A 21,617-nucleotide genomic window follows, 5' to 3' on the forward strand; every position below is an offset into this window, starting at 1 on the left:
GTGATCTCCTTCAAGCAAAGCGCGCCATGCACAGGCGCAACTGGTCCAGGCCACGGCGTATCCAGGTCTTGACCGTGCCTAGCGGCAGGCTCAGTTGCTGGGCCAGCTCGCCATGGCTGAGGTCGCGCACATAGGCCAGGCTCACCACCTCGCGCTGCTTGTTATCCAGGCGCGCCAGGCATTGGTGCAGGGCCCAGGCCTGTTCGCTGGCCTGGGTGGTGTCCATGGGGTTGGGTGCGTCGTCGGCCAACGTGGCGCTCAAGGCATCGTCCAGCTCCTGCGTCACATGGCTGCGGTCGGCCGTGCGCCGGCGCAGCAGGTCCAGCCCACGGCTGCGCACGATCAGGCCCATCCAGGCCATGGGCGGGCTTAGCGAGGCACGGTAGTCGGCGGCCGAGCGCCAGATGCTCAAGAACGCCTCTTGCAACACGTCTTCGGCCCAATCGCGGTGGGTAACGACGCGCAGCGCCAGGCCATACAGCTTGGGCGCGCACTGGCGGTACAAGACCTTGAGGGCTGCATCGTCCTGCTGGGCCACACGCTCCAGCAGGGCGATCAGCAGGGCGTCGTTGGAGTCGGTGTTCATGTTCGCATTGTGAAGGAACAGGTGGGCATGCCGATTGGCAAACGCAGAGGTGGAGGGCACAGGGGCATTACTATCAAATGCATAGCGGGTTACGCCCATTTCACGGGGGCTAGGGGATAAATACATAAAGGCACTACCTGGGAATACGGGTTTTCCATCACACAAATCACCTACTGACTACGCAGCCCGGCGGCACTTGGATTCAAACCCGAGCGGCGCAGTGGGGCGATCGCATCCGCGACCGGGGCCGCCGCGTATTGCAAGGGTGCGGGGTACGAATCTTTGCGCCCCACATACCCAGTCAACACAAGCAACCACCCAGGAGAAAACCATGCCCTCAGTGATCCAAACCCTCACCGCCAGCCCCGCATCCCCCACCGCGCGCCGCGCCTTTCTCAGCCACACCGGCACCCTGTCGGCCGTGGCCGTTGCTATGCTGGCCGGGCGCGACGCCATGGCCCAAGGCGCGTCCGCCGACCTGTCCAAAGACGTGGGCATCCTCAATGTGGCCCTGGGCCTGGAGCACGAGGCCATCAACGCCTACCAGCTGGGTGCCGGCAGCGGCCTGCTGCAAAAGGGCGTGCTCGATGTGGCCGTGCGCTTTCAGGCCGACCACAAGGCCCACCGCGACGCGCTGATCGCCACCATCCAGAAGATGGGCGGCACACCGGTCGCAGAGAAGAAGCTGGAGGACTATGCCAAGGCCTTGAAGGCAGACACCCTCAAAAACCAGACCGACGTGCTGGATCTGGCCGCCCGCCTGGAGCTGGGCGCCATCAATGCCTACCTGGGCGTGATCCCCGCCTTTGGCAGCAAAGACCTGGCCAAGGTCGCCGCCCGCCTGGCGGCCGATGAGACCATGCACTACACCGCACTGACCGGCGCGCTGGGCCGCCCCCTGCCCGCTGGCGCGCTGTCGTTTGGTGCCTGATGCGGTTGCAGCAAGACTCAGTTGGCCTGTGCCTAGCGCTACTGGCCGCCGCTGGGCCGTGGGCTACCGCCCAGGTCCAGTCCGCAGCACGCGGCCAGACGCTGTTTGAGTCGCGCTGCACGGCCTGCCACAGCCTGGACGAGAACCGGGTCGGCCCGGCCTTGCAGACGGTGGTGGGCCGCAAGGCCGGCACAGCCAAGGACTATGCCTACTCCCCCGCACTGGCGGGTGCCAAGCACCGCTGGAACCGCAAGCTGCTATTGGCCTGGCTGACCGACCCCGAGACGGTGGTGCCGGGCCAGCGCATGGGCTACCGCGTGGAGACGGCAACAGACCGCGAAGACCTGGTGGCGTATCTGAGCGCCAAGGGCAAGGATGGGCCGGGCAAAGCCCGGTAGCTGGAGATCAGTCGTGCGCCTTGCAGTTGCACAGCTCGAACTCATGGCCGCCCGGCGATGCCAGCACGATGCTGTTCATCTTGGGGTTGGCCAGGCCATCCAGCACCACCGTGGCACCCGCGGCCTTGGCCCGCGCCACGGTGGCGTCCATGGTGCCCTCGTCCACCTCCAGCACCGGCACGCTGCTGCAGCCCACCAGCTTGTCGCCAAAGTCGTTGAGCAAGAAGCCAATGCGCGTGGCGCCGATCAAAAACTCCGACCAATGCGTGCTGACCTTGATGGGTTCCATCTGCAGCAGGCTGCTCCAGAACGCCACCTCGGCTTGCATGTTGTCGACCTTGAAGTAGTTGGAACGAACCCGCATTGGCATCTCCCTTCGGTACATGGAAGTGCCCAGTATAGATAGTCTCAATGAGCCAAACACACTTAGCGATTTTGAGCCCTAGCCCTCGTGGAATAGTCTTCAGTAGCTATCAAATACATAGCACATCTATGCGCCGTGCCTCGCTGCTTGCGCCCCACCCCGCCGGATAAAGCGCCCGGCCCGTGCCACCACGCCAGCCCCGCTGTCTTGCGGGCTGTAGCTGAGCACGCCATTGACCCACACCTGCTCAATGCCCGCGCTGCGCTGCAGGGGGTTTTCATAGGTGGCCATGTCCTTGACCTTGGCGGGGTCGAACACCACGATGTCGGCGTAATTGCCGGGGCGCACCACGCCGCGCGCATCCAGCCGGAAGCGCCGGGCCGACAGGCCGCTCATCTTGTGGATGGCCTGCTCCAGTTGCAAGACACCCTTCTCGCGCCAGTAGCTGGCCAGCACGCGGGGGAAGGCACCCCACAGGCGCGGGTGGGGCCGCTCGTCGTGCGGCAGGCCGTCGGAGCCGACCATGGACAGCGGGTGGGCGATGACGCGCTCCACGTCGTCCTCGCGCATCTGGAAGTAGCAGGCACCGCCCGGCATCAGGCGCTGGCAGGCCTCTTGCTGACTCACGCCCCAGTGCTGCGCGATATCGGCCAGGTAGCGTCCGGCCATCTCGGGGTGGGGTTGGCTGCCGGTGATCAGGATGTCGATGACGCCGTCGACCAGGTCTGCACGCAGCACGGTGGAGCCCGCGGTATAGGGGTAGACGTCCATGCTCACGTCCTGGTGTTCGGCCAGGCGGTCGATGAACGGCAGGGTCTCCCGCGTGCGCCCCCAGTTGGCAGGGCCAGCGCATTTGTGGTGCGACAGCACCAGCGGCAAGCCCGCCTGACGGGCCGTCAATGCAGCCTCTTGCAGCGCTGGCAAGATGCCGGCCAGCTCGTCGCGGATGTGGGTGGCGTAGATGCCGCCGGCGCGCGCGGCCACGCAGGCCAATGCCGTCAATTCTTCCTGATCGGCCGCATAGGCCTCTTGGTAGAACACACCCGAGGACAGGCCCAAGGCTCCATCGTCCATCGCCCGTTGCAGATCACCGGCCATGGCATCCCGCTCCTGCGGGGTGGCCGGCCGGTCCAGTCGCGCCATATGGCACATGCGCAAGGCCGTGTGCCCCACCAGGGCAGCCACATTGACCGCGGGATGCTCCGCATCCACCGCCTGGGCATAGGCCGCAACACCCGCAAACCGGAACTGCTGCTTGCCCAGCAAGGACAGCGGCGCCTGCGGCTCTGCACTGACCATGGGCACCAGCGAGATACCGCAGTTGCCGGTGATCACCGTGGTAATGCCTTGGGACAGCTTGGGCAGCATGTCAGGTGCGTCCAGCACGGCCGCGTCGTCGTGCGTGTGCACGTCGATGAAGCCGGGGGCGATCACCTTGCCGCTGCAATCCACTTGCGTGAAGCCTGCACCAGCGCCTGCCAGGCGCTCCACATCCAGTTGGCCGGGCGCACCAACGGCCAGAATGCGTTCGCCCTGGAGCAGCACGTCGGCCAGCCGGCCGGGCGTGTTGTCGCCGTCCACCAGGAGCCCGTTACACAGCAGCGTAGCCTGTTGTTCTGCCATGGGTCTCTCAGGCGCCCGCCTCGGGGTCGTGGGGCAGCGGGGATGTGCCACTCTCGGTGAAGCCGGCGTATTCGGCGCTGTCAAAGCCGTGCTTGTGCAGCAGGTGTTTGAATTGCTGCAGGCCATGCGCCACACGTGGCCCCAGTTGTTGGGCCAGGCGCACCATCAAGATTTCTATGACGACCAGGTGCGCCAGATAGGCTTCGGTGCCTACACGCATCACCGCGTCTGGTGGCACGCTGACGGCCAGCACCACATCGGCAATCTGGGCCAGCGGCGTGTCGGGCTGCGTGAGCGCCACCACGGTGGCGCCCTGGGAGCGCGCGAACTTGGCGGCCTCCAGCGTGTAGGGCATGCTGCCTACATGCGAGATCACAAAGGCCACGCCGTGCGGCCCCAGCGTGCTGGCCGACACCAGTTGCTGGTGCGCGTCGAAGATCGCGTGGGCGGGGCGGCCCAGACGGAACAGGCGGCTCTCCAGCTCGTGGGCCATGAAGGTGGACGCTGCGCCCACCGAATAGCAATCGATGCGCTGGGCCTGGGCCAGGTGCGTGGCCACGCGGTCGATGGCGTCGGTGTCCACACGCCGCCCGAGTTCGCTGAGCGAGGCCACCGCGGCCTGGATGATCTTGCTGGCCACCTGCTGGGCCGAGTCGTCGTCCGCCACGCTGCGGTGCAGGTGCGAGCCCGACACGGCCAGATCTTGCGCCAGCGCCAGCATGAAGTCGCGCACGGTGTCGTGTCCAAAGCTGCGGCAGGTGCGCACGATGGTGGGCATGGAGACATCGGCCTGCGCGGCCAACTGCTCGACAGTGGACGCCGCTGCGGCAGAGGGGTCTTGCAGCATGACCTGCACCACCTTGCGTTGCGCGCCGGGCAGCGTGGGCAGGGCTTCGCGCATCTGGCGCAACAGGCCTTGGGGCAGGGAGTTATTCACTACAGGCACGCTCCATCAAAATCAAAACAGGGTCTGCACCGCGCCGGTGACGCTGCCGTTGTCTTCCACCAGCGGCAGCCAGCGCCACTTGTCAAAGGTGGTGCACGGGTGCGAGATACCGAGGGACACGCGGTCACCCACCTGGGGCACAGGCCCTTGTGGGTCAAATCGCAGGTAGGCGTGGTGGTCGTTGAGCGCACTGATCTTCCAGTCCGCGGGCACAACTGACGCCACGGCCGCGCCGCGCAAGGCCAGTTGCTGGGGGATGGGCATTTCCAGGTCGTAGGACAGGTCGCGCCGGCCGCCGGTCAACAGGGCCAGACCGGGCTCGGGCACCGACTGCACCAGGGTCCAAACCTCCAGCGCTGGCAGCAGAGAGTTTTGCAGGCCCTCGCGCTTTTCCAGCAGGGCCAAAAAGCGGGTGTAGTTGCCATGGTCGTGGGTGATGTAGCAGCCCGAGCGCAGCACACCCAGCAGGGATTTGGACAGGCTTTGCAGACGCAGCAGCGGCAAGACCAAATCAAACACCGCGGAGCCGCCGGCCGTGACCAGGATGTCGTCATCGGCAAACAGGTGCTGGGCATCGCAGAGGCGCACCACATCACTGACGCGGCGCACCAGGGCGCTGACTTCGTGCACATCACGGTCGTTGTCACAGTTCGCTGCACCGCCCTCGTAGCACTCCACGCCGCACAGGCGCACGGCCGGCGAGCGGGCGATGGCATGGGCCAATTGCAGCGCTTCGTCTTGCGTGCGGCAGCCGGTGCGGTAACCGGCAATGCCCATCTCCAACAGCACATCCAATGCTGGCTGGGGTGCATGGCGCGCGGCCCAGTCTTCGATCAATGCCAGTTGCGCCAGCGAATCGACGAGGAACCACACACGCAAGTCGCTGTGCTGCGCACGCAGGGCCTGCAGGGCGGCCAGGTCCGCATCGCACAGCACCTGGTTGGCGATGATGATGCGCCGCGCGCCGGCCCGCACACCCACGGCTGCCTGGTAGACGGTGGCGAAACTCAGGCCCCAGGCACCGGCCTGCAATTGCATCTGGAAAAGCTCGGGCGACATGCTGGTTTTTCCGTGCGGCGCCAGTTGCACGCCCTTGCGCTTGGCGAAGTCCTGCATCCAGGCCAGGTTGTGCTGCAAGGCGCTGCGTTTGAGGACGGCCAGCGGCAGCGGCAGGTCATTGGCCAGCACGTTCCAGCCCTTGGTGGCCAGCTCGCTGGCGCGGCAGGCTGCCGCGGCCACGGGGTAGCCTTTGGCGTGGTGGTCGAGTATGAAGTCAGTCGTAGTCATAGCGTGGGGTTCTGCGTCGTGCGCCAGCAGGCGTTCCAATGGCCGGGCGCCACCTCTTGCAAGCGGGTGGCGGTGGACGCACATTGTTCCACCGCCTGGGGGCAGCGGGTGCGGAACACGCAGCCCGACGGCGGATGGGCCGGGCTAGGCAGGTCGCCCTGCAAGGGGATGACGGTGCGGCGCTGCGTGGGGTCGGGCACCGGTGCCGCAGCCAGCAGGGCCTGGGTATAGGGGTGCTGGGGCCGCGCATACAGCGCCTCTGTGGGCGCGATCTCCATGACGCGGCCCAGGTAGAGCACCACGACGCGGTCGCAGATGTATTCCACGACATCCAGGTCATGCGAGATGAACAGGATGGTCAGGCCCAGTTGCGCCTTCAGATCGCCCAGCAGATTGACCACCTGGGCCTGGATGGACACGTCCAGCGCAGACAGCGGCTCGTCGGCCACGATGAAGTGGGGCTCGACCGCCAGGGCACGCGCAATGCCGATGCGCTGGCGCTGGCCACCCGAGAACTCGTGCGGGTAGCGGTCGGCATGCTCGGGGCGCAGGCCCACCTGCTCCAGCAGCGCATGGATGCGCGGCAGGCGCGCGCTGCCTGTTGCCAGGCCATGGGTGTCCAATGCCTCGTCCAGCGCCTGGCGTATGCGCCGGCGGGGGTTCAGGCTGGCATAGGGGTCCTGGAAAATGATCTGAATCTTGGAGCGCAGGGGCCGGTACTGCGCCTGCGACAGCCGGGCCAGGTCCACCGGCGGTTTGCCACCCGCAGCCGTTTGTTCGCTGTACAGCATTTGCCCTTGTGTCGGGTCCACCAGGCGTGTCAACAAACGGCCTATGGTGCTCTTGCCCGAGCCGGATTCACCGACCAGGCCCAGCGTCTCGCCCTGGTGGATGGCAAAACTCACGTCTTCCACCGCCCGCACCGGGTGGCTGCCGGTGCCGAAGTGTTTGCTGAGGCCCTGGATATCCAGCAATATGGATGGGTTGCTCATGCTGCGGCCTCCGTCTCTTGTGCAGCCGCCAGCACGCAACGCACGGAGCGGCCTTGTGCCACCGGCCGCAGTGCAGGCATCTGCGCATCACAGGCAGCGACCCGCTGTGTGCAGCGCGGCGCGAAGGCGCAGCCCGGTGGGGGTGCAAACGGGCTGGATACCTGGCCGGGGATGGCCTCCAGCCGCGGCCTCAGTGCGTGGTTCATCGTGTGGCCGGTCGCCTGTGCCTGGGCCTGGGTCTTTGCGCGTTGGCGGGCAACGCCGGGCAGACAGGCCAGCAGCCCGCGGGTGTAGGGGTGCTGGGGCGCGGCAAACAGCGCGTGCACCGAGGCCGTCTCCACGATGCGGCCGGCATACATCACTGCTACGGTGTCGGCATACTGCGCCACCACGCCCAGGTTGTGCGTGATGAACAGCAGGCTCATGCCGGTTTCTTTTTGCAGGCGCCCCATCAGCGCCAGGATCTGTGCCTGTATCGTGACGTCCAGCGCGGTGGTGGGTTCATCGGCAATCAACAGCGTGGGGTTGCAGGCCATGGCCAAGGCAATCATCACGCGCTGGCGCATGCCGCCCGACAGCTGGTGCGGGTACTCGTGTACACGCCGGGCCGCAGACGGTATTTCGACCAGCTCCAGCATGCGCTGCGCGTGGGCCAAGGCCGCAGCCCCATCGAGTTTCAGGTGCAGGCGCACCGACTCGGCAATCTGCGCACCGATGGTCAGCACCGGGTTCAGGCTGGTCATGGGCTCCTGGAAGATCATCGCCATCTGGTTGCCACGCAGCGCGCGCAGGCTGGACTCGGGCAGGGCCAGCAGGTCCACCCGCTGCCCATCGGGGCGCACAAACCAGGCCTCGCCCTGCATGCGGGCTTGCGAGGTCTTGGCGTGCAGGCCCATCAGCGACAGGCTGGTCACCGACTTGCCCGAACCCGACTCGCCGACCAGGGCTAGCGTCTGCCCCGGCGCAATCGTGAACGAGACATCGGCCACGCTTTGGATGCGGCCGGCATCGGTGGCGAAGGATGTGGACAGGCCGCGCACGTCCAGCCGAGGCGCTTGGCTCGACGGACTCGCCGCAGCGCCGGGCCGCCCCAAGCCAGGCACGGCCCCCTCGGGGGGCAGCGCAGTACGCGAAGCGACAAGCGTGGGGGTCATACTCATGCTGCTTTCTTCAATTTGGGGTCCAACATGTCGCGCACGCCATCGCCCAGCATTTGCAGCGACACGGCGGTCAGCACAATGGCCAGACCGGGGAACAGCAGCGTCCAGATGGCCTTGTCGGAATACTCCAGGCTGCCGGCAATCATCGTGCCCCAGGTGGGAATGTCGGGCGGCACGCCAACGCCCAGGAACGACAACCCGGCCTCGGCCAGGATGGCGTAGGCAAAGATGAATGTCAGCTGCACCAGGATGGGCGACATCAGATTGGGCAGGATGTGTGACCACAAAATGCGGTGGGCACGCACGCCCAGGGCCCGCGCCGCGTCCACGAACAGCAGCTCGCGCAGCACCAGCGTGGTGGCGCGCACCACGCGGGCCACGCGCGGGGTGTAGACCACGACCAGGGCCAGCATCACGTTCCACAAGGACACACCCAGAATGGATACCAGCGCGATGCCCAGCAGGATGTCGGGGAAGGACATCATGGCGTCCACCAGACGCATCAGCGGTGCATCCAACTTGGGAAAGAAGCCGGCCAGTATGCCCAGCAGCGCGCCCATTACCACGGCACCGGCGGCCGTTGCGGCGCCAATCAGCAGCGAGTAGCGCGCCCCGTGCACGATGCGCAGCAGTACATCGCGGCCCAGCTCGTCGGTGCCCGCCCAGTGCGCAGCCGAGGGGCCTTTCAAACGCTCCATGACCGCGATGGCATTGGGATCGGCGTCCCACACCCAGGGCAAGGCGATGGCAGCCAGCAGCACCATGACCAGCGCCAGTGCAGCGGCCAGCACAATCTTGCGCGCAAACAGACGCGCCAATTGGCGGGCCAGGCCCGGCCAGCGCCGGGCAACAAAGCCAGAGCCTGCACTCATGACGCCTCCAGACGGATGCGTGGGTCCACCACGGTGTACAGCAAGTCGATCATCAGATTGATACCCACATAGATGCCTGCAATCACCAGCAGGCTGCCCTGCACCACCGGGTAGTCGCGCCGCAGCACGGCACGCACGACCAGGTTGCCAACGCCGGGCAGATTGAACACGGTTTCGGTCACCACCGTGCCGCCAATCATCAGCGCCATGGTCAGCCCCAGCACCGTGACGATGGGCACCAGCGCGTTGCGCAGCACGTGGTTCACGATGACGCGCAGCTCCGACAGCCCCTTGGCCCGTGCGGTGCGCACATAGTCTTCGCCCAGGATGTCGAGCATCGAGGCCCGCGTGAAGCGGATGATCAGCGCCGAGTTCAAAACACCCAGCACCAGGGCCGGCAAGGCCAGGTGGTACAGGCGCTGGCCCAGACCCATGCCGGGGTCGCCATAGCCCGAGGCCGGAAACCAGCCCAGGTGGACCGCAAACAACTGGATCAGCAGCAAGCCCATCCAGAAGCTGGGGATGCTGGCACCCAGCATGGCCAGGCCGCTGAGCGCCTGGTCGGCCGCGCTGCCGCGCCAGATGGCCGCGGCCATGCCGCAGGGCACGCCGATGCAGGCCGCAATGGCCACGGCGAACAGGGCCAGGAACAGTGTGGGCTCGGCCCGCTCCAGCAAGGCCTGCGCCACGGGGCGCTGCAGAAAGATGGACTGGCCCAGGTTGCCCTGCAGCAGCTCCTGCACCCACAGCGCAAATTGCACCGGCAGCGGCTTGTCCAGGCCATATTGCACGCGCCCTTGTGCAATGTCGGCGGGAGTGGCTTGATCCCCCAGCAGCAAGGCCACGGGGTCGCCCGCAGCCAACCGCGTCAGCAGGAAGACCAGCACTGCGACGATGGCCAGCACCACCGCAGCACCCGCCAGCCGTTTCATCAGGAAGCGCATGGTGTAGGTTTGTCCCCGTTTGTATTTATTTGGCCAAGCCGGTGTTCCAGAAGAAGGGCCACACCGATGGCGTGTAGCCCTCCAGCTTGGCCGAGCGTGCGGACAGTGCGTTGAACTTGCCGACCTCGATGAAAGGCACTTCGTCATACACCGCCTGCTGCACGGCGCCCCATAGCGGCCCGCGCTTGGCCAGATTGGTCTCCTGGTTGAAGGCCTTCAGCGTGGCCTTCTTGGTGGGGGTTTCCCACCAGCCGGGGGCGCCGTCACCCAGTTGGGGTGGCGACAGCATGGGCTCTGGGAACAGGCCGGAGTGGGTGAAGTACACGTCCCACAGCTTGGAGTCATTGCGCCGCTGCACCAGCGTGGCCCAATCCACCACCTGCAGCTCGGTCTTGAAGCCGGCTTTCTTCAGCTGTTCGGCCAGCACCAGGGCCATGTTGTAGTGGAACTCATACTGCCGGCTGGCCATGATGCGCACCGGCTGGCCGTTGTAGCCGGCCTTGGCCGCGCGCTCCTTGGCCAGGGCCGCGTTGCGCTCGTTGTAGCGCTCCGCGCCCGCCACTGCATAGTAGGGCGTGCCCTTGGGGAAGAAGTTGGGCTCGACGGCAAAGAAGCGGTTGTCGCCAAAGGCGGCTGCCAGCATTTCACCGGTGCCCACCGCCGTTTGCACCGCACGGCGCATGGCCTGCGAATTCAGCACGCCTTCCTTGGTGTTGAACACGATGTAGGGGAAACCGAAGTTTTGCGTGACGATGGGCACCACCGCCGCACCGGCCTTCTCCACGCGGCTGGCCGCCTCGACCGGCAGCAGGTCCGCGTACTGGAATTGGCCCGACAGGGCGCCCTCTACGCGGGTATTGGCATTGGGCACCGGCACAAAGCGCAACTCATCCAACAGGGCCTCGCGCCGGCCGGCGTAGCCGTTGGGGGCTTCCTTACGGGCGGAATAACCATCGTGGCGCACCAGCACCGTGAACTGGTCGGGCTTGCGCTCCTTGAGCTTGTAGGGGCCGGTGCCAATGAAATCCTTCAACTGCGGCGCAATGCTTTCCTTGGCCATGATGGCTGCCATGCCGCTGGGCAGGGCCAGTTGCGCCAGCAAGGGAGCGTAGGGCGTGTTGAGCACCAGCTCCACCTGGTAGGGGCCCTTGGTGGTAAGTGTTGCCACAACCTTGGCCACGGCCTTGCCGCGTGGGGACAGCTCCATCCAGCGGTTCAACGAGGCCACGACATCATCGGCCTGCAGCTCGCGGCCGTTGTGCAGCATGACGCCCTTGCGTAACGTGATGCCGTAGGTCATGCCATCCTTGGAGACGCTGGGCATGCCCTCGGCCAGCATGGGCGCGATGCTCCACTTGGCGTCGAAGGTGTAGAGCGGCTCAAACACGTGCTGCATGATGGTGCCCACCAGATCGGCGGTGCTGGTCATGGGGTCCAGGCCCTGGGGCTCTCCCACCATCGCCAGATTGGCCGCGCCACCCTTGGCGGGCGTCGCAGCCCAAACGGCAGGGCCGCCACAGGCCATGGTCACTGCCAGCGCAAAACCCGCGAACCGAGATGTGAATTGCATCTTGCCTCCAAAAGTAATAACATTACATTTACGGATGCTAAATTAGCTTTTTTGGTTTGTCAAACCGTTTTATTCTTTTATTTTTGTAAATTCATTACACAAGGAGTACTTATGTCGCATCTCGAACTCTTGGGCCAATCCCCCTTGGCATCCGACCGCCAAGCCCGTCCCCTGTCGCCTGCCGTGCGGGCCGGGGACTTTGTTTTTGTATCGGGCCAGGTCCCGACCGACGACCAAGGGCAGGTGATTGTCGGGGGCATCGAGGCCCAGACTCGCCAAGTCTTCAAGCGCGTGGAACAGGCCTTGGCGCTGGCCGGCTGCACCCTGGCCGATGTGGCCAAGGTCAGCGTGTGGTTGGATGACGCGCGCGACTTCGGCAGCTTCAACCGCGTCTACATGGAGTGCTTTGGCGACCACCGCCCAGCCCGCTCTACCGTGGAATCGCGGCTGATGATCGACGCCAAGGTGGAGATCGACGTCACCGCCTACAAGCCCCGCGCTTAAGCCCACCCATGCACCCGTCCATGCAAAGCGCACCGCATGCCAAGACCCTGGACGTCGTCGCGCTGGGCGAGGCCATGGTGGAGTTCAACCAGACCCGACCCGGCGAGCCACACTACCTGCAAGGCTTTGGTGGCGATACCAGCAATGCCGTGATTGCCGCCGCGCGGGCTGGCGCCAAAACCGCCTACCTGACCCGGCTGGGCAATGACTTGTTTGGCGAGCAGTTGTCGCAACTGTGGGCCGCCGAAGGCGTCGACAGCACCGCGGTGGAGCGCGACGCGCTGGTACATACCGGCGTCTACTGGGTGACGCACGGCGCGCAAGGCCATGCGTTCAGCTACCTGCGCGCCGGCTCGGCCGCCAGCCGCATGACGCCGGAGTGGCTGGCGCAAGAGGCCGTGCACAGCACCATTGCACGCGCCAAGGTTCTGCATGTGTCCGGCATCTCGCTGGCCATCTCCAAGGACGCCTGCCGCACCGTGATGGCAGCCCTGCAGGCGGCCAAGGCGGCACAGACCCTGGTGTCCTTCGACTCCAACCTGCGCCTGAAGCTGTGGTCTTTGCAGGAGGCACAAGCCGCCATCCCCCTGGCCGTGGCGCTGTGCGATGTGTTCCTGCCCAGCCTGGAGGACATGCAGACCCTGACCGGCCTGTCTGATCCCCACGCAATCGTGGATTGGAGCCACCAGCGCGGCGCAGGCCAGGTAGTGCTCAAGCTGGGAGGCGATGGTGCATTGGTCAGCAACGGCGAGCGGCGCGAGCACGTGGCCAGCTACCGCGTCCATGTGGTTGATGCCACAGGCGCCGGGGACTGCTTTTGCGGCAACCTGCTGGCCCGCTGGACCCAGGGTGACGACCTGTTCACCGCCACACGCTATGCGAATGCCGCGGCCGCCATTGCCGTGCAGGGACACGGCGCGGTCGCACCGCTGCCGACGTCGGCGCAGGTTCTCGCCCTGCTGGCCCTGTCGGGCCGATGACGATGGTGCACGTAGTGCGTGCGCTGAAGATATCGGCGTGCAATACTGCTAACCATGCGGCACCCATTTTTGATCCCTTGCCTGCTCGCCCTGTGTTGCGCATGCACCCAGGGTGCGGCGGCACGGACCAAAGATGCGCCGACTCTGCAGATTTGCACCGGCGACGATGAATCCCCACCCTGGCAGTACAGCGACCGTCCGGGTCTGGTGATCCATCTGATGCGCATGGTGGAAAAGTCGGTGGGCGGCACGTTTGTCATCGAGGCCAAGCCGTGGAAGCGCTGCCTGTCCGACCTCTACGCGGGCCACGTCGACGCCGCCTTCAAAGCCAGCTACAGCGCCGAGCGCGCTACCGAAGGCGCGATATACCCCATGGTTGGCGAACGACCGGATGTGGACAAGCGCCTGTTGACAGACCACTACAGCCTGTTCCGTCTCAAGGGCGGCGCGGTGGAGTGGGATGGCAAGCGGCTGGTTGCCGACGGTGTTGTCGGCGCACAAACTGGCTTCTCGGTGGTCACACAGCTCCGCGGTTTGGGTGCCACCGTGGACGATGGCACCCGCCAAGCGGTCACCAACCTGCAGAAGCTGCTACGGGGTCGCGTGGTGGCCGTGGCCCTGCAATCCCAGGCCGGTGACACGTTGCTGGCCCGCAACCCGGAATTCGCTGCCCGCATGGAGCGCGTAGAACCCGCGCTGGTCGAGAAGCCCTACTTTCTGGTCTTCTCCCGCGGCTTCTATGCGGAGCATGAGGCCCATGCCCGGCTGATCTGGTTGACCATCGCGCGGGTGCGCGAATCGGCGAAATACAAGGCCCTGCTGCGCGAGTTCAAGTAGGCGTCTCCAACACAACAGCCCACGACATTTGCCCGCGTAGCCCCCGTGAAATATGCTTAGGCAGCTATCAAGTTGAAAGCGCTCACTATTGCCCACCCCGCCGTGTGAGCAACAAAAAGTCTACGCCCTGGGTCCGCGACGTTTGCATGTCGAAATTCGCCAATGCGGTCTGGCCCAGCAAGGGAACGCAGCCAGGGCAAACCACTGCGGATACGTTCTTCAATTCGAATGGCCCCAGCTTGAGCGTGTCGATAACGATCCCCTGGGCTACGACTTTCCGCCCATCAGCGGTTGTCATCTTCACCTGCGGTTGGCTTACGTGGTAGCTGACCGCCGACTCGCGCAGCATGGCCTCACCCAGGCTCGTCACGCTGGCGCCGGTATCAACCATGAAGGGCCTGGGCTTGCCGGTGCCCATGGCCACGGGCGCGAAGAAGTGCCCGGCAAACGCGGGAAGACGGAGGGACTGCCGCTCGGTGGGCTTGCCCGCATGGCCCTGTTCAATGACCGTCTCGATAGAAATGCGCTGTGCGGCAAAGTAGGGCCGCTGACCGCGGGCCTCCAGCTGGTTGTCGTAGCTTTGCAGCAGAGAGAGCGCCTCATAGGGCCGGCCCTGCTTGACGAGCAGGCGCGCCAAAGAGCCCCGAACATCGACCAGGGTTGGCACAACAGACAAGGCTTTGTAGGACCACTCAACGGCCTCACTGGTCGCCCCCAGCTTCTCTTGCGTGTCTGCAAAGTAGGCGAACAGGTCGTAGGTTCCCGCCCCCAAGTCAATCGCTTTCTTCAAATAGACGGCGGCCTCTTCGTTCTGGCCCGACTGGTTCAGCACGATGCCCAGATTTGCAGCGCCCGGGGCGTCGTCTGGCCGCAGTGCGACGTAGTCACGCCAATTGGCCTCTTGGCAGGGCAGATCTCTGCGCGATGCGCACTTGATCGCCAGGGCCTTGAAGTCATCGGCGTGCATGCTTCCCTTGTTCAACCACCGCTGGGCATCTCCACGCGCCGTCAACGTGCCAACTGCGTTCAATGCAAGCAAGGCAAGGCTGGCAATCGCGAAGACTTTTACGTTCTTGTACTGCCCGTTGCCGTGGTTCCAGACGGATGAAATAAGCACAATCAGACCCGGCACCAACAAGCTTCCCAGCGCCGTACCTATTGCCGTAGAAAGCGACGCATTGCGCGGCAAATGGAACACCAGATTGAAGCCGATGGAGACCAGGGCAACGATGCTGGCCACGATCCATAGCGGCAAACTGGCTTTGCGCTCGCGCAGCCGCGCATCGCGAAGAAACGTGGGCTCCGATACATGCGCGTCGGTCAGGCGGAGCTCATGGAGCGCGGGCTCCTGTCGCGGCTCGGATGCATCCATGCGTTCCCCTCTCCTGCTTCAACTCAACGGGATTGGCCTACTGCGGCGACCCACTCGCCACAGCCACACATGCATCTGCCGATGTCTGCACCGTCGGCACGGACATCAGCAAGCCGCGCAGGGTTCGAATCAGGAGGCGATCACAACGCGTGCTGACGACTTGTGCTCGCTCCATTTTTTCCACTGAGCCTTCACGGTAGCGAACCGTCTTATACGGAGCGGATTGCGTCTTGGCATCGGCTGCGATGTCCTGCATGGCCATGCCCAATGACTCGGCCAACAGCTTTGCACTCTCTGCTTTCAACCGCTCACCATTGTTGGCAATCCAGTGTGTGCTCGGTTCATCAAGGTCTTTGGCGTCGGAGACCACGCGGATAGTGCTCTGGTACGCCGGACTGGTAGCGGCCGATCCTGGCGCCCAAATGCCAATCGCGTTGTCCAGAACAATCGCCTTCTGGTCTTGGGTCATGGAGAAGACGGGGACACTCTGCACCACCATGTCCCGCCCGGGATCTTCGTTCGGTTCGATGAGCCTGCCAGAGGTACCAGCGGAGGCCTTCGCCAACGCCAGACGCATCAATTCACGGGCCTCAAAGTTGTTGAGAATGTCCTGGTAAGGCGTCAGCACCTGGTTTGCGTCGGCCTGCATCTTGTCTTTTTGCGCGTTTTTGGCCGACTCCACCATCACCCCGTGGGTCAGCACGGCGACCAGCAATCCGACGGCATTGGGCGCCGGATACAGCATGCCGGCGTTGCCAGTGCCAGCCTTGTCAAAGCCGACCACCCCGCGGTAATTCACTTTGCCGTCGGTGGGCAACCGCAGACTCCAACTGGTGGCTTCGGCCTTGGGTGCAATCGCGGTGGGAGCGGCAGCGACGGCTTCATCGGCTACCGCCCACGTCGGTGTTGACAACACCACACCCAACCACAAGCACCCGATCAGCCCCTTGGCGAGGGGGCGGTGGATCATTGCGTGGACTGCTGTTTCGGCACTGCGCTGGGCACAGCCGCCTCGGCAGGAACCAGAGCAACCTTGGTTGCGGCTTTCGTGTCAGCAGCAAACGGCTGCAGGAACTGGTCTTTACCCATTTCCAACGATTGGTAATAGGCGTTGGTCAGCCCGGGGTACTTCGGAGGCTCGTCCCATGCCTGGTCCGCGCTCTTGGTAATACGAACAGGCATGTACCAGTCGTAGGTATTGGTCTTCAGGTTGACGATGTAGCCAAGCCCCTCAAACAAGCTCTTGGGATCGCTGGTTGGCACGTAGCCCGAGTAGGTACGCTCAAAGCCAATCATATTGACGTTGATCACCAAGAGTTTGTCTATCTGGTGCTTGGTCTTCAGGCTGGAGAAGTCCTTGCCGGCGAGGTTGATGCCTTTGACGGCGGCATCCGGCAGGGCCGAAATGTCGAGCGTCTCTTCGATTACCTTGACCGAGGCCCCACTCTTGCGCAGCAGGTTGGCCACATCATTCTTCAGATTTGGCAGATCTTCATGGGCCAACGTCGCCGCGTGGGCTGTCAACTTGGAGTTCATGCCACTGGCCACCGCCAGGCACAGCAAGCAACCAGCACCCGGCAGATAGGTATCGATTTTGGGGAGTGCCGTCATGGCTACGCCGATACGACCCGCTTCTGCGTCCACCGCATTTTTGGTCAAAGCAACCGGTGTTTGTCTAACGGTGGCACAGCCACTGACGAGGACTGCAAAGGCAGCGAGGACCAATCCGAAGCGGATGTTCATATTTTTCATATCCCTGTAATTTCTGGAGTGCACTGGACGTGCATATGGCGTATCGCCCGAAACAAACTCTTACACAAGGCAAGGTGCTGTTCAGGCCAATCTAGTATATAGAGGCGTCGCCCCGGGAAATCCCCTAGGCGAGCCTTAAATACTTCGAAATTAATAGCTAGATATCACCATTTGGCGAGGGCTAGCACCCGAATTAGGGAGTGCAGTCGAACCTACATGCTGCGCCGGTACTGCCCTCCCACCTCAAACAGCGCATTCGTGATCTGCCCCAGCGAGCAGACGCGCACCGCATCCATCAGCACCTCGAACACGTTCTTATTGTCGATGACGGCCTGCTGCAAACGCTTCAGCACCGCGGGCGACTCCGCAGCGTGTGTGGCGTGGAAGTCGGCCAGGCGCTTGAGCTGGCTCTGCTTTTCCTCGTCGGTCGAGCGGGCCAGTTCCAGCTTGTCCATGACCTGGTCGCCATGCGGGTTGCGGAAGGTGTTGACGCCGATGATGGGCAGCTCGCCGGTGTGCTTCAGCATCTCGTAGTGCATGGATTCGTCCTGGATCTTGCCGCGCTGGTATCCGGTCTCCATCGCGCCCAGCACGCCGCCACGGTCAGCAATCGCGTTGAACTCGGACAGCACGGCCTCTTCGACCAGTTCGGTCAGTTCTTCGATGATGAAGGCACCCTGGTTGGGGTTTTCGTTCTTGGCCAGGCCCCACTCGCGGTTGATGATGAGCTGGATGGCCATGGCGCGGCGCACGGAGTCTTCCGTCGGCGTGGTGATGGCCTCGTCAAACGCGTTGGTGTGCAGGCTGTTGCAGTTGTCGTAAATCGCAATCAGCGCCTGCAGCGTGGTGCGGATGTCGTTGAACTGGATCTCTTGTGCGTGCAGGCTGCGGCCGCTGGTTTGGATGTGGTACTTCAGCTTCTGGCTGCGTTCGTTGGCGCCGTATTTCTCTTTCATCGCCACGGCCCAGATGCGGCGCGCCACGCGGCCCATGACCGTGTACTCGGGGTCCATGCCGTTGCTGAAAAAGAAGGACAAATTGGGCGCGAAGTCGTCGATGTGCATGCCACGCGCGAGATACGCTTCGACCAGCGTGAAACCGTTGGACAGCGTGAACGCCAGCTGGCTGATGGGGTTGGCACCGGCCTCTGCGATGTGGTATCCGCTGATGGACACGCTGTAGAAATTGCGCACGTTGTGGTGCACAAAATACTCGGCTATGTCGCCCATGACCTTCAGCGAGAACTCGGTGGAGAAGATGCAGGTGTTCTGGCCCTGGTCTTCCTTCAGGATGTCGGCCTGCACGGTGCCGCGCACATTCGCCAGTACCCATTCCTTGATCTTGGCGGCCTCGGTGTCGGTCGGCTCGCGGCCGTTGTCGGTCTTGAATTTGTCGATGTTCTGGTCGATGGCCGTGTTCATGAACATGGCCAGGATCGATGGCGCCGGGCCATTGATGGTCATCGAGACCGAGGTGCTGGGGTTGCAGAGGTCGAAGCCGCCATACAGCACCTTCATGTCGTCCAGCGTGGCGATGGACACGCCGCTGTTGCCGACCTTGCCGTAGATGTCGGGGCGCGGGTCGGGGTCGTTGCCGTACAGCGTGACCGAGTCGAACGCAGTGGACAGGCGCTTGGCTGCCATGCCGCTGGAGAGCAGCTTGAAACGGGTGTTGGTGCGGAAGGCATCGCCCTCACCGGCGAACATGCGGGTCGGGTCTTCACCCTCGCGCTTGAAGGCGAAGGTGCCGGCCGTGTAGGGGTAGCTGCCGGGCACGTTGTCCAACATCAGCCACTTCAAAATTTCTCCGTGGTCCTCGTAGGTGGGCAAGGCCACCTTGCGTATCGTCGTGCCGCTCAAAGACTTGGTGGTCAGTGCCGTGCGGATTTCCTTGTCACGGATCTTGACGACGTATTCGTCGCCGGCATAGGCCTTTTGCATTTCGGGCCACTGGGCGACCAGCTTGCGTTCGGCAACACCCATGCGCTCCTCGCGCTGCGTGGCCAGATCACCCACCGCAGCCACGGCGCCGCGCTTGTCCGGGTTGGCCTCTTGCAGCATGCGGCCGCTCTCGCGCAGTTGCTGGACCTCGCGCGCCAGGCGGGCCTGGTCCCGTGCCCGCAGCTTGTAGCCGCGCACGGTGTCGGTGATCTCGGCCAGGTAGCGCGTACGCGCCGCGGGCACGATGGGGGTCTGGTTGCTGCTGTGGCGCACACCCACCTTGGGCAGCACACCCGTGGCGGCCACCGACAAACCCAGTTCCTGCATGCGCGGCAGCAGCGCCTGGTACAGCGCAGTGACGCCGTCGTCGTTGAAGCGTGCGGCCATGGTGCCGAACACCGGCATCTGGTCCGGCGCGGTCGTCCAGGCCTCCTTGTTGCGCTGCACCTGCTTGGAGACATCGCGCAGCGCGTCGCTGGCGCCCTTGCGGTCGAACTTGTTGATGGCCACAAACTCGGCAAAGTCCAGCATGTCGATCTTTTCCAACTGGCTGGCCGCGCCAAACTCTGGCGTCATCACGTACATGGGCACGTCCACCAGCGGCACGATGGCCGCGTCACCCTGGCCGATGCCCGAGGTTTCGACAACGATGGCGTCAAAACCCGCCACCTTGCAGGCGGCAATCACATCGGGCAATGCCTGGCTGATTTCGGAGCCGAAGTCGCGTGTGGCCAGGGAGCGCATGAAGATACGCTCGCCGTTCTGCCACGGGCTGATGGCGTTCATGCGGATGCGGTCGCCTAACAGCGCGCCGCCACTCTTGCGGCGCGATGGGTCGATGGAGATGACGGCGATGCGCAAGGCGTCGCCCAAATCCAGGCGCAGGCGGCGGATCAGCTCGTCGGTCAGCGAGGACTTGCCGGCGCCGCCGGTGCCGGTGATACCCAGTACTGGTATTTTTTTTGTAGCAGCCTGTGTCCGAATGACGGGGCTTAGCGGGTGCTTTTCTCCAAGTGCTTCCAGCCCGGTGATCAGTTGCGCCAGCGCGCGCCACGACGCGGTGGTATGACCCTGCACGGCTTCCAAGTCGACTGGAGCAAAGCCTGTCAGGTCCTTGTCACAGCGCATGACCATCTCGCCGATCATGCCGGCCAGCCCCATGCGCTGGCCGTCTTCGGGGCTGTAGATGCGGGTCACGCCATAGCCTTGCAGCTCGGCAATCTCGCTGGGCACGATAACGCCGCCGCCGCCGCCAAACACCTGGATGTGGGCGCCGCCGCGCTGTTTGAGCAGATCCACCATGTACTTGAAATATTCGACATGGCCACCCTGGTAGGAGCTGATGGCAATGCCCTGTGCATCCTCTTGCAGTGCGGCGGTGACGACCTCGTCCACGCTGCGGTTGTGCCCCAGGTGGATGACCTCGGCACCCATGCCCTGCAGGATGCGGCGCATGATGTTGATGGCGGCGTCGTGCCCGTCGAACAGGCTGGCGGCGGTCACAAACCGCACCTTGTGCGTGGGGCGGTAGTTGGCCAGGGCTTTGGCTTCGGCGGACAGATCGGACATGGGGCTTGCTCCTGAATCACTGGGCCTATCGAGGAAGTGGCGTGGCGCAGTTGACGTTTACGTAAACGTCAACTGTAAACGATTTTGCCTGTCGCTTGGCCGCGACATTCCCTGGACCAGCCCCTAGGTGTAGCTCTCCACCCACGGTGGTGCGAAAAAAGCAGTTCACAGCCTTGCCTGCGTCATTTTGCGCAAGCCTTGGTGCACGGATGTGACTTTTTTCACATTTGGACGACAGGTTGCCAGCGGTCCCCGTTCAGCCCTGGTGCAAGAGAGCCCAACCGGCACCGCGCAGCTAATAGGCCACTCTAAATTTCAGGCATCTTGCTTGCTAGAGTTTTGATAAGCGATCTTGCTTGTTGCATGCATGAAAGGCACTTATGAAAACGACTTCTTGGAAAAACCGCGTTGCTGCAGCCACCTATTGCTTCGCCGCCGCACTGGGCGCCGCCCAGCTGCCGGCCCGCGCAGTCGATGCGCCGGCCTCCTCCGCGGCGCAGGCTGCAAGCGCCCCACTGCAACTCAATGGCGCCGGTGTGCGCAGCGATGCTGCGTCCGGCCTGTACAAGGCCGACCTGTTCCTGGAACACAAAACCGCCAATGCCAGTGAGGTGCTGCAAGGCAGCGGCGCCACCCAGTTCCGCATGACCATGTTGCATGAGGTCAGCACCGCGCAAATGGCCGATCTGCTGAGCCAGGGCCTGGTGGCCAATGCCAGCGACGACGACTTGGTGACCCTGGTGTCGGAGATCTTCGATATCGGCGTGCTGCTCAGTGAGCAAGGCAAGCTGGCCCCCGGCGACAGCTTCCAAATCGACGCCCACCCTGTGACCGGCACCACGCTGACGATACGCAGCAGCGCACACCCCACGCCGATCTCGCAGACCTTTGCCAACCCCCGCATGTTCAAGGTCATGATGGGCATCTGGCTGGGCGAGCATCCAGCCGACCCCGGCCTCAAGAGCGCGCTCTTGGGTCAGTCGATCTAGA

General features: G+C 64.1%; 20 protein-coding genes. 6 read left to right on the forward strand and 14 right to left on the reverse strand.

Annotated features, from left to right (window positions below; translation table 11 throughout):
* Positions 1–10 precede the first annotated feature (10 nt).
* Positions 11–586: an RNA polymerase sigma factor gene (locus AC07OO_RS14675; RefSeq protein ID WP_495082837.1), complete on the reverse strand. Its 576-nt coding sequence runs from the start codon at positions 584–586 to the stop codon at positions 11–13.
* A gap of 331 nt (positions 587–917) precedes the next feature.
* Here AC07OO_RS14675 and AC07OO_RS14680 point away from each other — a divergent pair, with 331 nt between their 5' ends.
* Positions 918–1,517 (forward strand): ferritin-like domain-containing protein, encoded by a 600-nt coding sequence (locus AC07OO_RS14680; RefSeq protein WP_495082838.1) that lies wholly within the window; start codon positions 918–920, stop codon positions 1,515–1,517.
* A complete protein-coding gene (locus AC07OO_RS14685) occupies positions 1,517–1,915 on the forward strand; it encodes a c-type cytochrome (RefSeq protein ID WP_495082839.1) in 399 nt (132 codons plus the stop codon). The genes AC07OO_RS14680 and AC07OO_RS14685 overlap by 1 nt, the downstream gene beginning before the upstream one ends.
* Positions 1,916–1,922: 7 nt before the next feature.
* Here AC07OO_RS14685 and AC07OO_RS14690 read toward each other — a convergent pair whose 3' ends face one another.
* The 9 genes from AC07OO_RS14690 to AC07OO_RS14730 form a co-directional block, all read right to left on the reverse strand.
* Complete coding sequence (locus tag AC07OO_RS14690; protein WP_495082840.1) at positions 1,923–2,279, reverse strand: VOC family protein; 357 nt, start codon at positions 2,277–2,279, stop codon at positions 1,923–1,925.
* Positions 2,280–2,405: 126 nt separating this feature from the next.
* A complete protein-coding gene (locus tag AC07OO_RS14695) occupies positions 2,406–3,902 on the reverse strand; it encodes an N-acyl-D-amino-acid deacylase family protein (protein ID WP_495082841.1) in 1,497 nt (498 codons plus the stop codon).
* Positions 3,903–3,909: 7 nt separating this feature from the next.
* The gene (locus AC07OO_RS14700) at positions 3,910–4,839 is read right to left on the reverse strand and encodes a MurR/RpiR family transcriptional regulator (RefSeq protein WP_495082842.1); all 930 of its coding nucleotides are present in this window, start codon (positions 4,837–4,839) and stop codon (positions 3,910–3,912) included.
* Between the two features lie 21 nt (positions 4,840–4,860).
* Positions 4,861–6,135: an amino acid deaminase gene (locus tag AC07OO_RS14705; RefSeq protein WP_495082843.1), complete on the reverse strand. Its 1,275-nt coding sequence runs from the start codon at positions 6,133–6,135 to the stop codon at positions 4,861–4,863.
* Positions 6,132–7,127, reverse strand: coding sequence for an ABC transporter ATP-binding protein (locus AC07OO_RS14710; RefSeq protein ID WP_495082844.1), 996 nt, complete (start codon positions 7,125–7,127; stop codon positions 6,132–6,134). The genes AC07OO_RS14705 and AC07OO_RS14710 overlap by 4 nt, the downstream gene beginning before the upstream one ends.
* On the reverse strand, positions 7,124–8,287 hold the full coding sequence (locus AC07OO_RS14715; RefSeq protein ID WP_495082845.1) for an ABC transporter ATP-binding protein: 1,164 nt from the start codon (positions 8,285–8,287) through the stop codon (positions 7,124–7,126). The genes AC07OO_RS14710 and AC07OO_RS14715 overlap by 4 nt, the downstream gene beginning before the upstream one ends.
* On the reverse strand, positions 8,284–9,159 hold the full coding sequence (locus AC07OO_RS14720) for an ABC transporter permease (RefSeq protein ID WP_495082846.1): 876 nt from the start codon (positions 9,157–9,159) through the stop codon (positions 8,284–8,286). Before AC07OO_RS14720 ends, AC07OO_RS14715 begins: the two co-directional genes overlap by 4 nt.
* Positions 9,156–10,103, reverse strand: a complete 948-nt coding sequence (locus tag AC07OO_RS14725; RefSeq protein ID WP_495082847.1) for an ABC transporter permease — start codon at positions 10,101–10,103, stop codon at positions 9,156–9,158. Before AC07OO_RS14725 ends, AC07OO_RS14720 begins: the two co-directional genes overlap by 4 nt.
* A 25-nt stretch (positions 10,104–10,128) precedes the next feature.
* Complete coding sequence (locus AC07OO_RS14730) at positions 10,129–11,628, reverse strand: ABC transporter substrate-binding protein (protein ID WP_495083354.1); 1,500 nt, start codon at positions 11,626–11,628, stop codon at positions 10,129–10,131.
* A 156-nt stretch (positions 11,629–11,784) separates the two neighbouring features.
* Here AC07OO_RS14730 and AC07OO_RS14735 point away from each other — a divergent pair, with 156 nt between their 5' ends.
* From AC07OO_RS14735 to AC07OO_RS14745, 3 genes are read left to right on the forward strand one after another with little or no spacing between them, the layout of a single operon-like run.
* Positions 11,785–12,177: a RidA family protein gene (locus tag AC07OO_RS14735; RefSeq protein WP_495082848.1), complete on the forward strand. Its 393-nt coding sequence runs from the start codon at positions 11,785–11,787 to the stop codon at positions 12,175–12,177.
* Positions 12,178–12,197: 20 nt separating this feature from the next.
* On the forward strand, positions 12,198–13,157 hold the full coding sequence (locus AC07OO_RS14740; protein ID WP_495082849.1) for a sugar kinase: 960 nt from the start codon (positions 12,198–12,200) through the stop codon (positions 13,155–13,157).
* A gap of 54 nt (positions 13,158–13,211) precedes the next feature.
* Positions 13,212–13,994, forward strand: coding sequence for a substrate-binding periplasmic protein (locus AC07OO_RS14745; RefSeq protein WP_495082850.1), 783 nt, complete (start codon positions 13,212–13,214; stop codon positions 13,992–13,994).
* An 85-nt stretch (positions 13,995–14,079) separates the two neighbouring features.
* On the opposite strand, the gene AC07OO_RS14750 is transcribed toward AC07OO_RS14745, so the two are convergent.
* The 4 genes from AC07OO_RS14750 to icmF form a co-directional block, all read right to left on the reverse strand.
* A complete protein-coding gene (locus tag AC07OO_RS14750) occupies positions 14,080–15,366 on the reverse strand; it encodes a retroviral-like aspartic protease family protein (protein ID WP_495082851.1) in 1,287 nt (428 codons plus the stop codon).
* Between the two features lie 37 nt (positions 15,367–15,403).
* Positions 15,404–16,336, reverse strand: coding sequence for a hypothetical protein (locus tag AC07OO_RS14755; RefSeq protein WP_495082852.1), 933 nt, complete (start codon positions 16,334–16,336; stop codon positions 15,404–15,406).
* Positions 16,333–16,977: a hypothetical protein gene (locus AC07OO_RS14760; RefSeq protein WP_495082853.1), complete on the reverse strand. Its 645-nt coding sequence runs from the start codon at positions 16,975–16,977 to the stop codon at positions 16,333–16,335. The genes AC07OO_RS14755 and AC07OO_RS14760 overlap by 4 nt, the downstream gene beginning before the upstream one ends.
* Positions 16,978–17,330: 353 nt before the next feature.
* Positions 17,331–20,627, reverse strand: a complete 3,297-nt coding sequence (icmF, locus tag AC07OO_RS14765) for a fused isobutyryl-CoA mutase/GTPase IcmF (RefSeq protein ID WP_495082854.1) — start codon at positions 20,625–20,627, stop codon at positions 17,331–17,333.
* A 380-nt stretch (positions 20,628–21,007) separates the two neighbouring features.
* Here icmF and AC07OO_RS14770 point away from each other — a divergent pair, with 380 nt between their 5' ends.
* Positions 21,008–21,616, forward strand: coding sequence for a chalcone isomerase family protein (locus AC07OO_RS14770; RefSeq protein WP_495082855.1), 609 nt, complete (start codon positions 21,008–21,010; stop codon positions 21,614–21,616).
* The last annotated feature ends 1 nt before the right edge of the window (position 21,617 follow it).

It is taken from the genome of Rhodoferax sp. GW821-FHT07G04 (assembly GCF_059418585.1).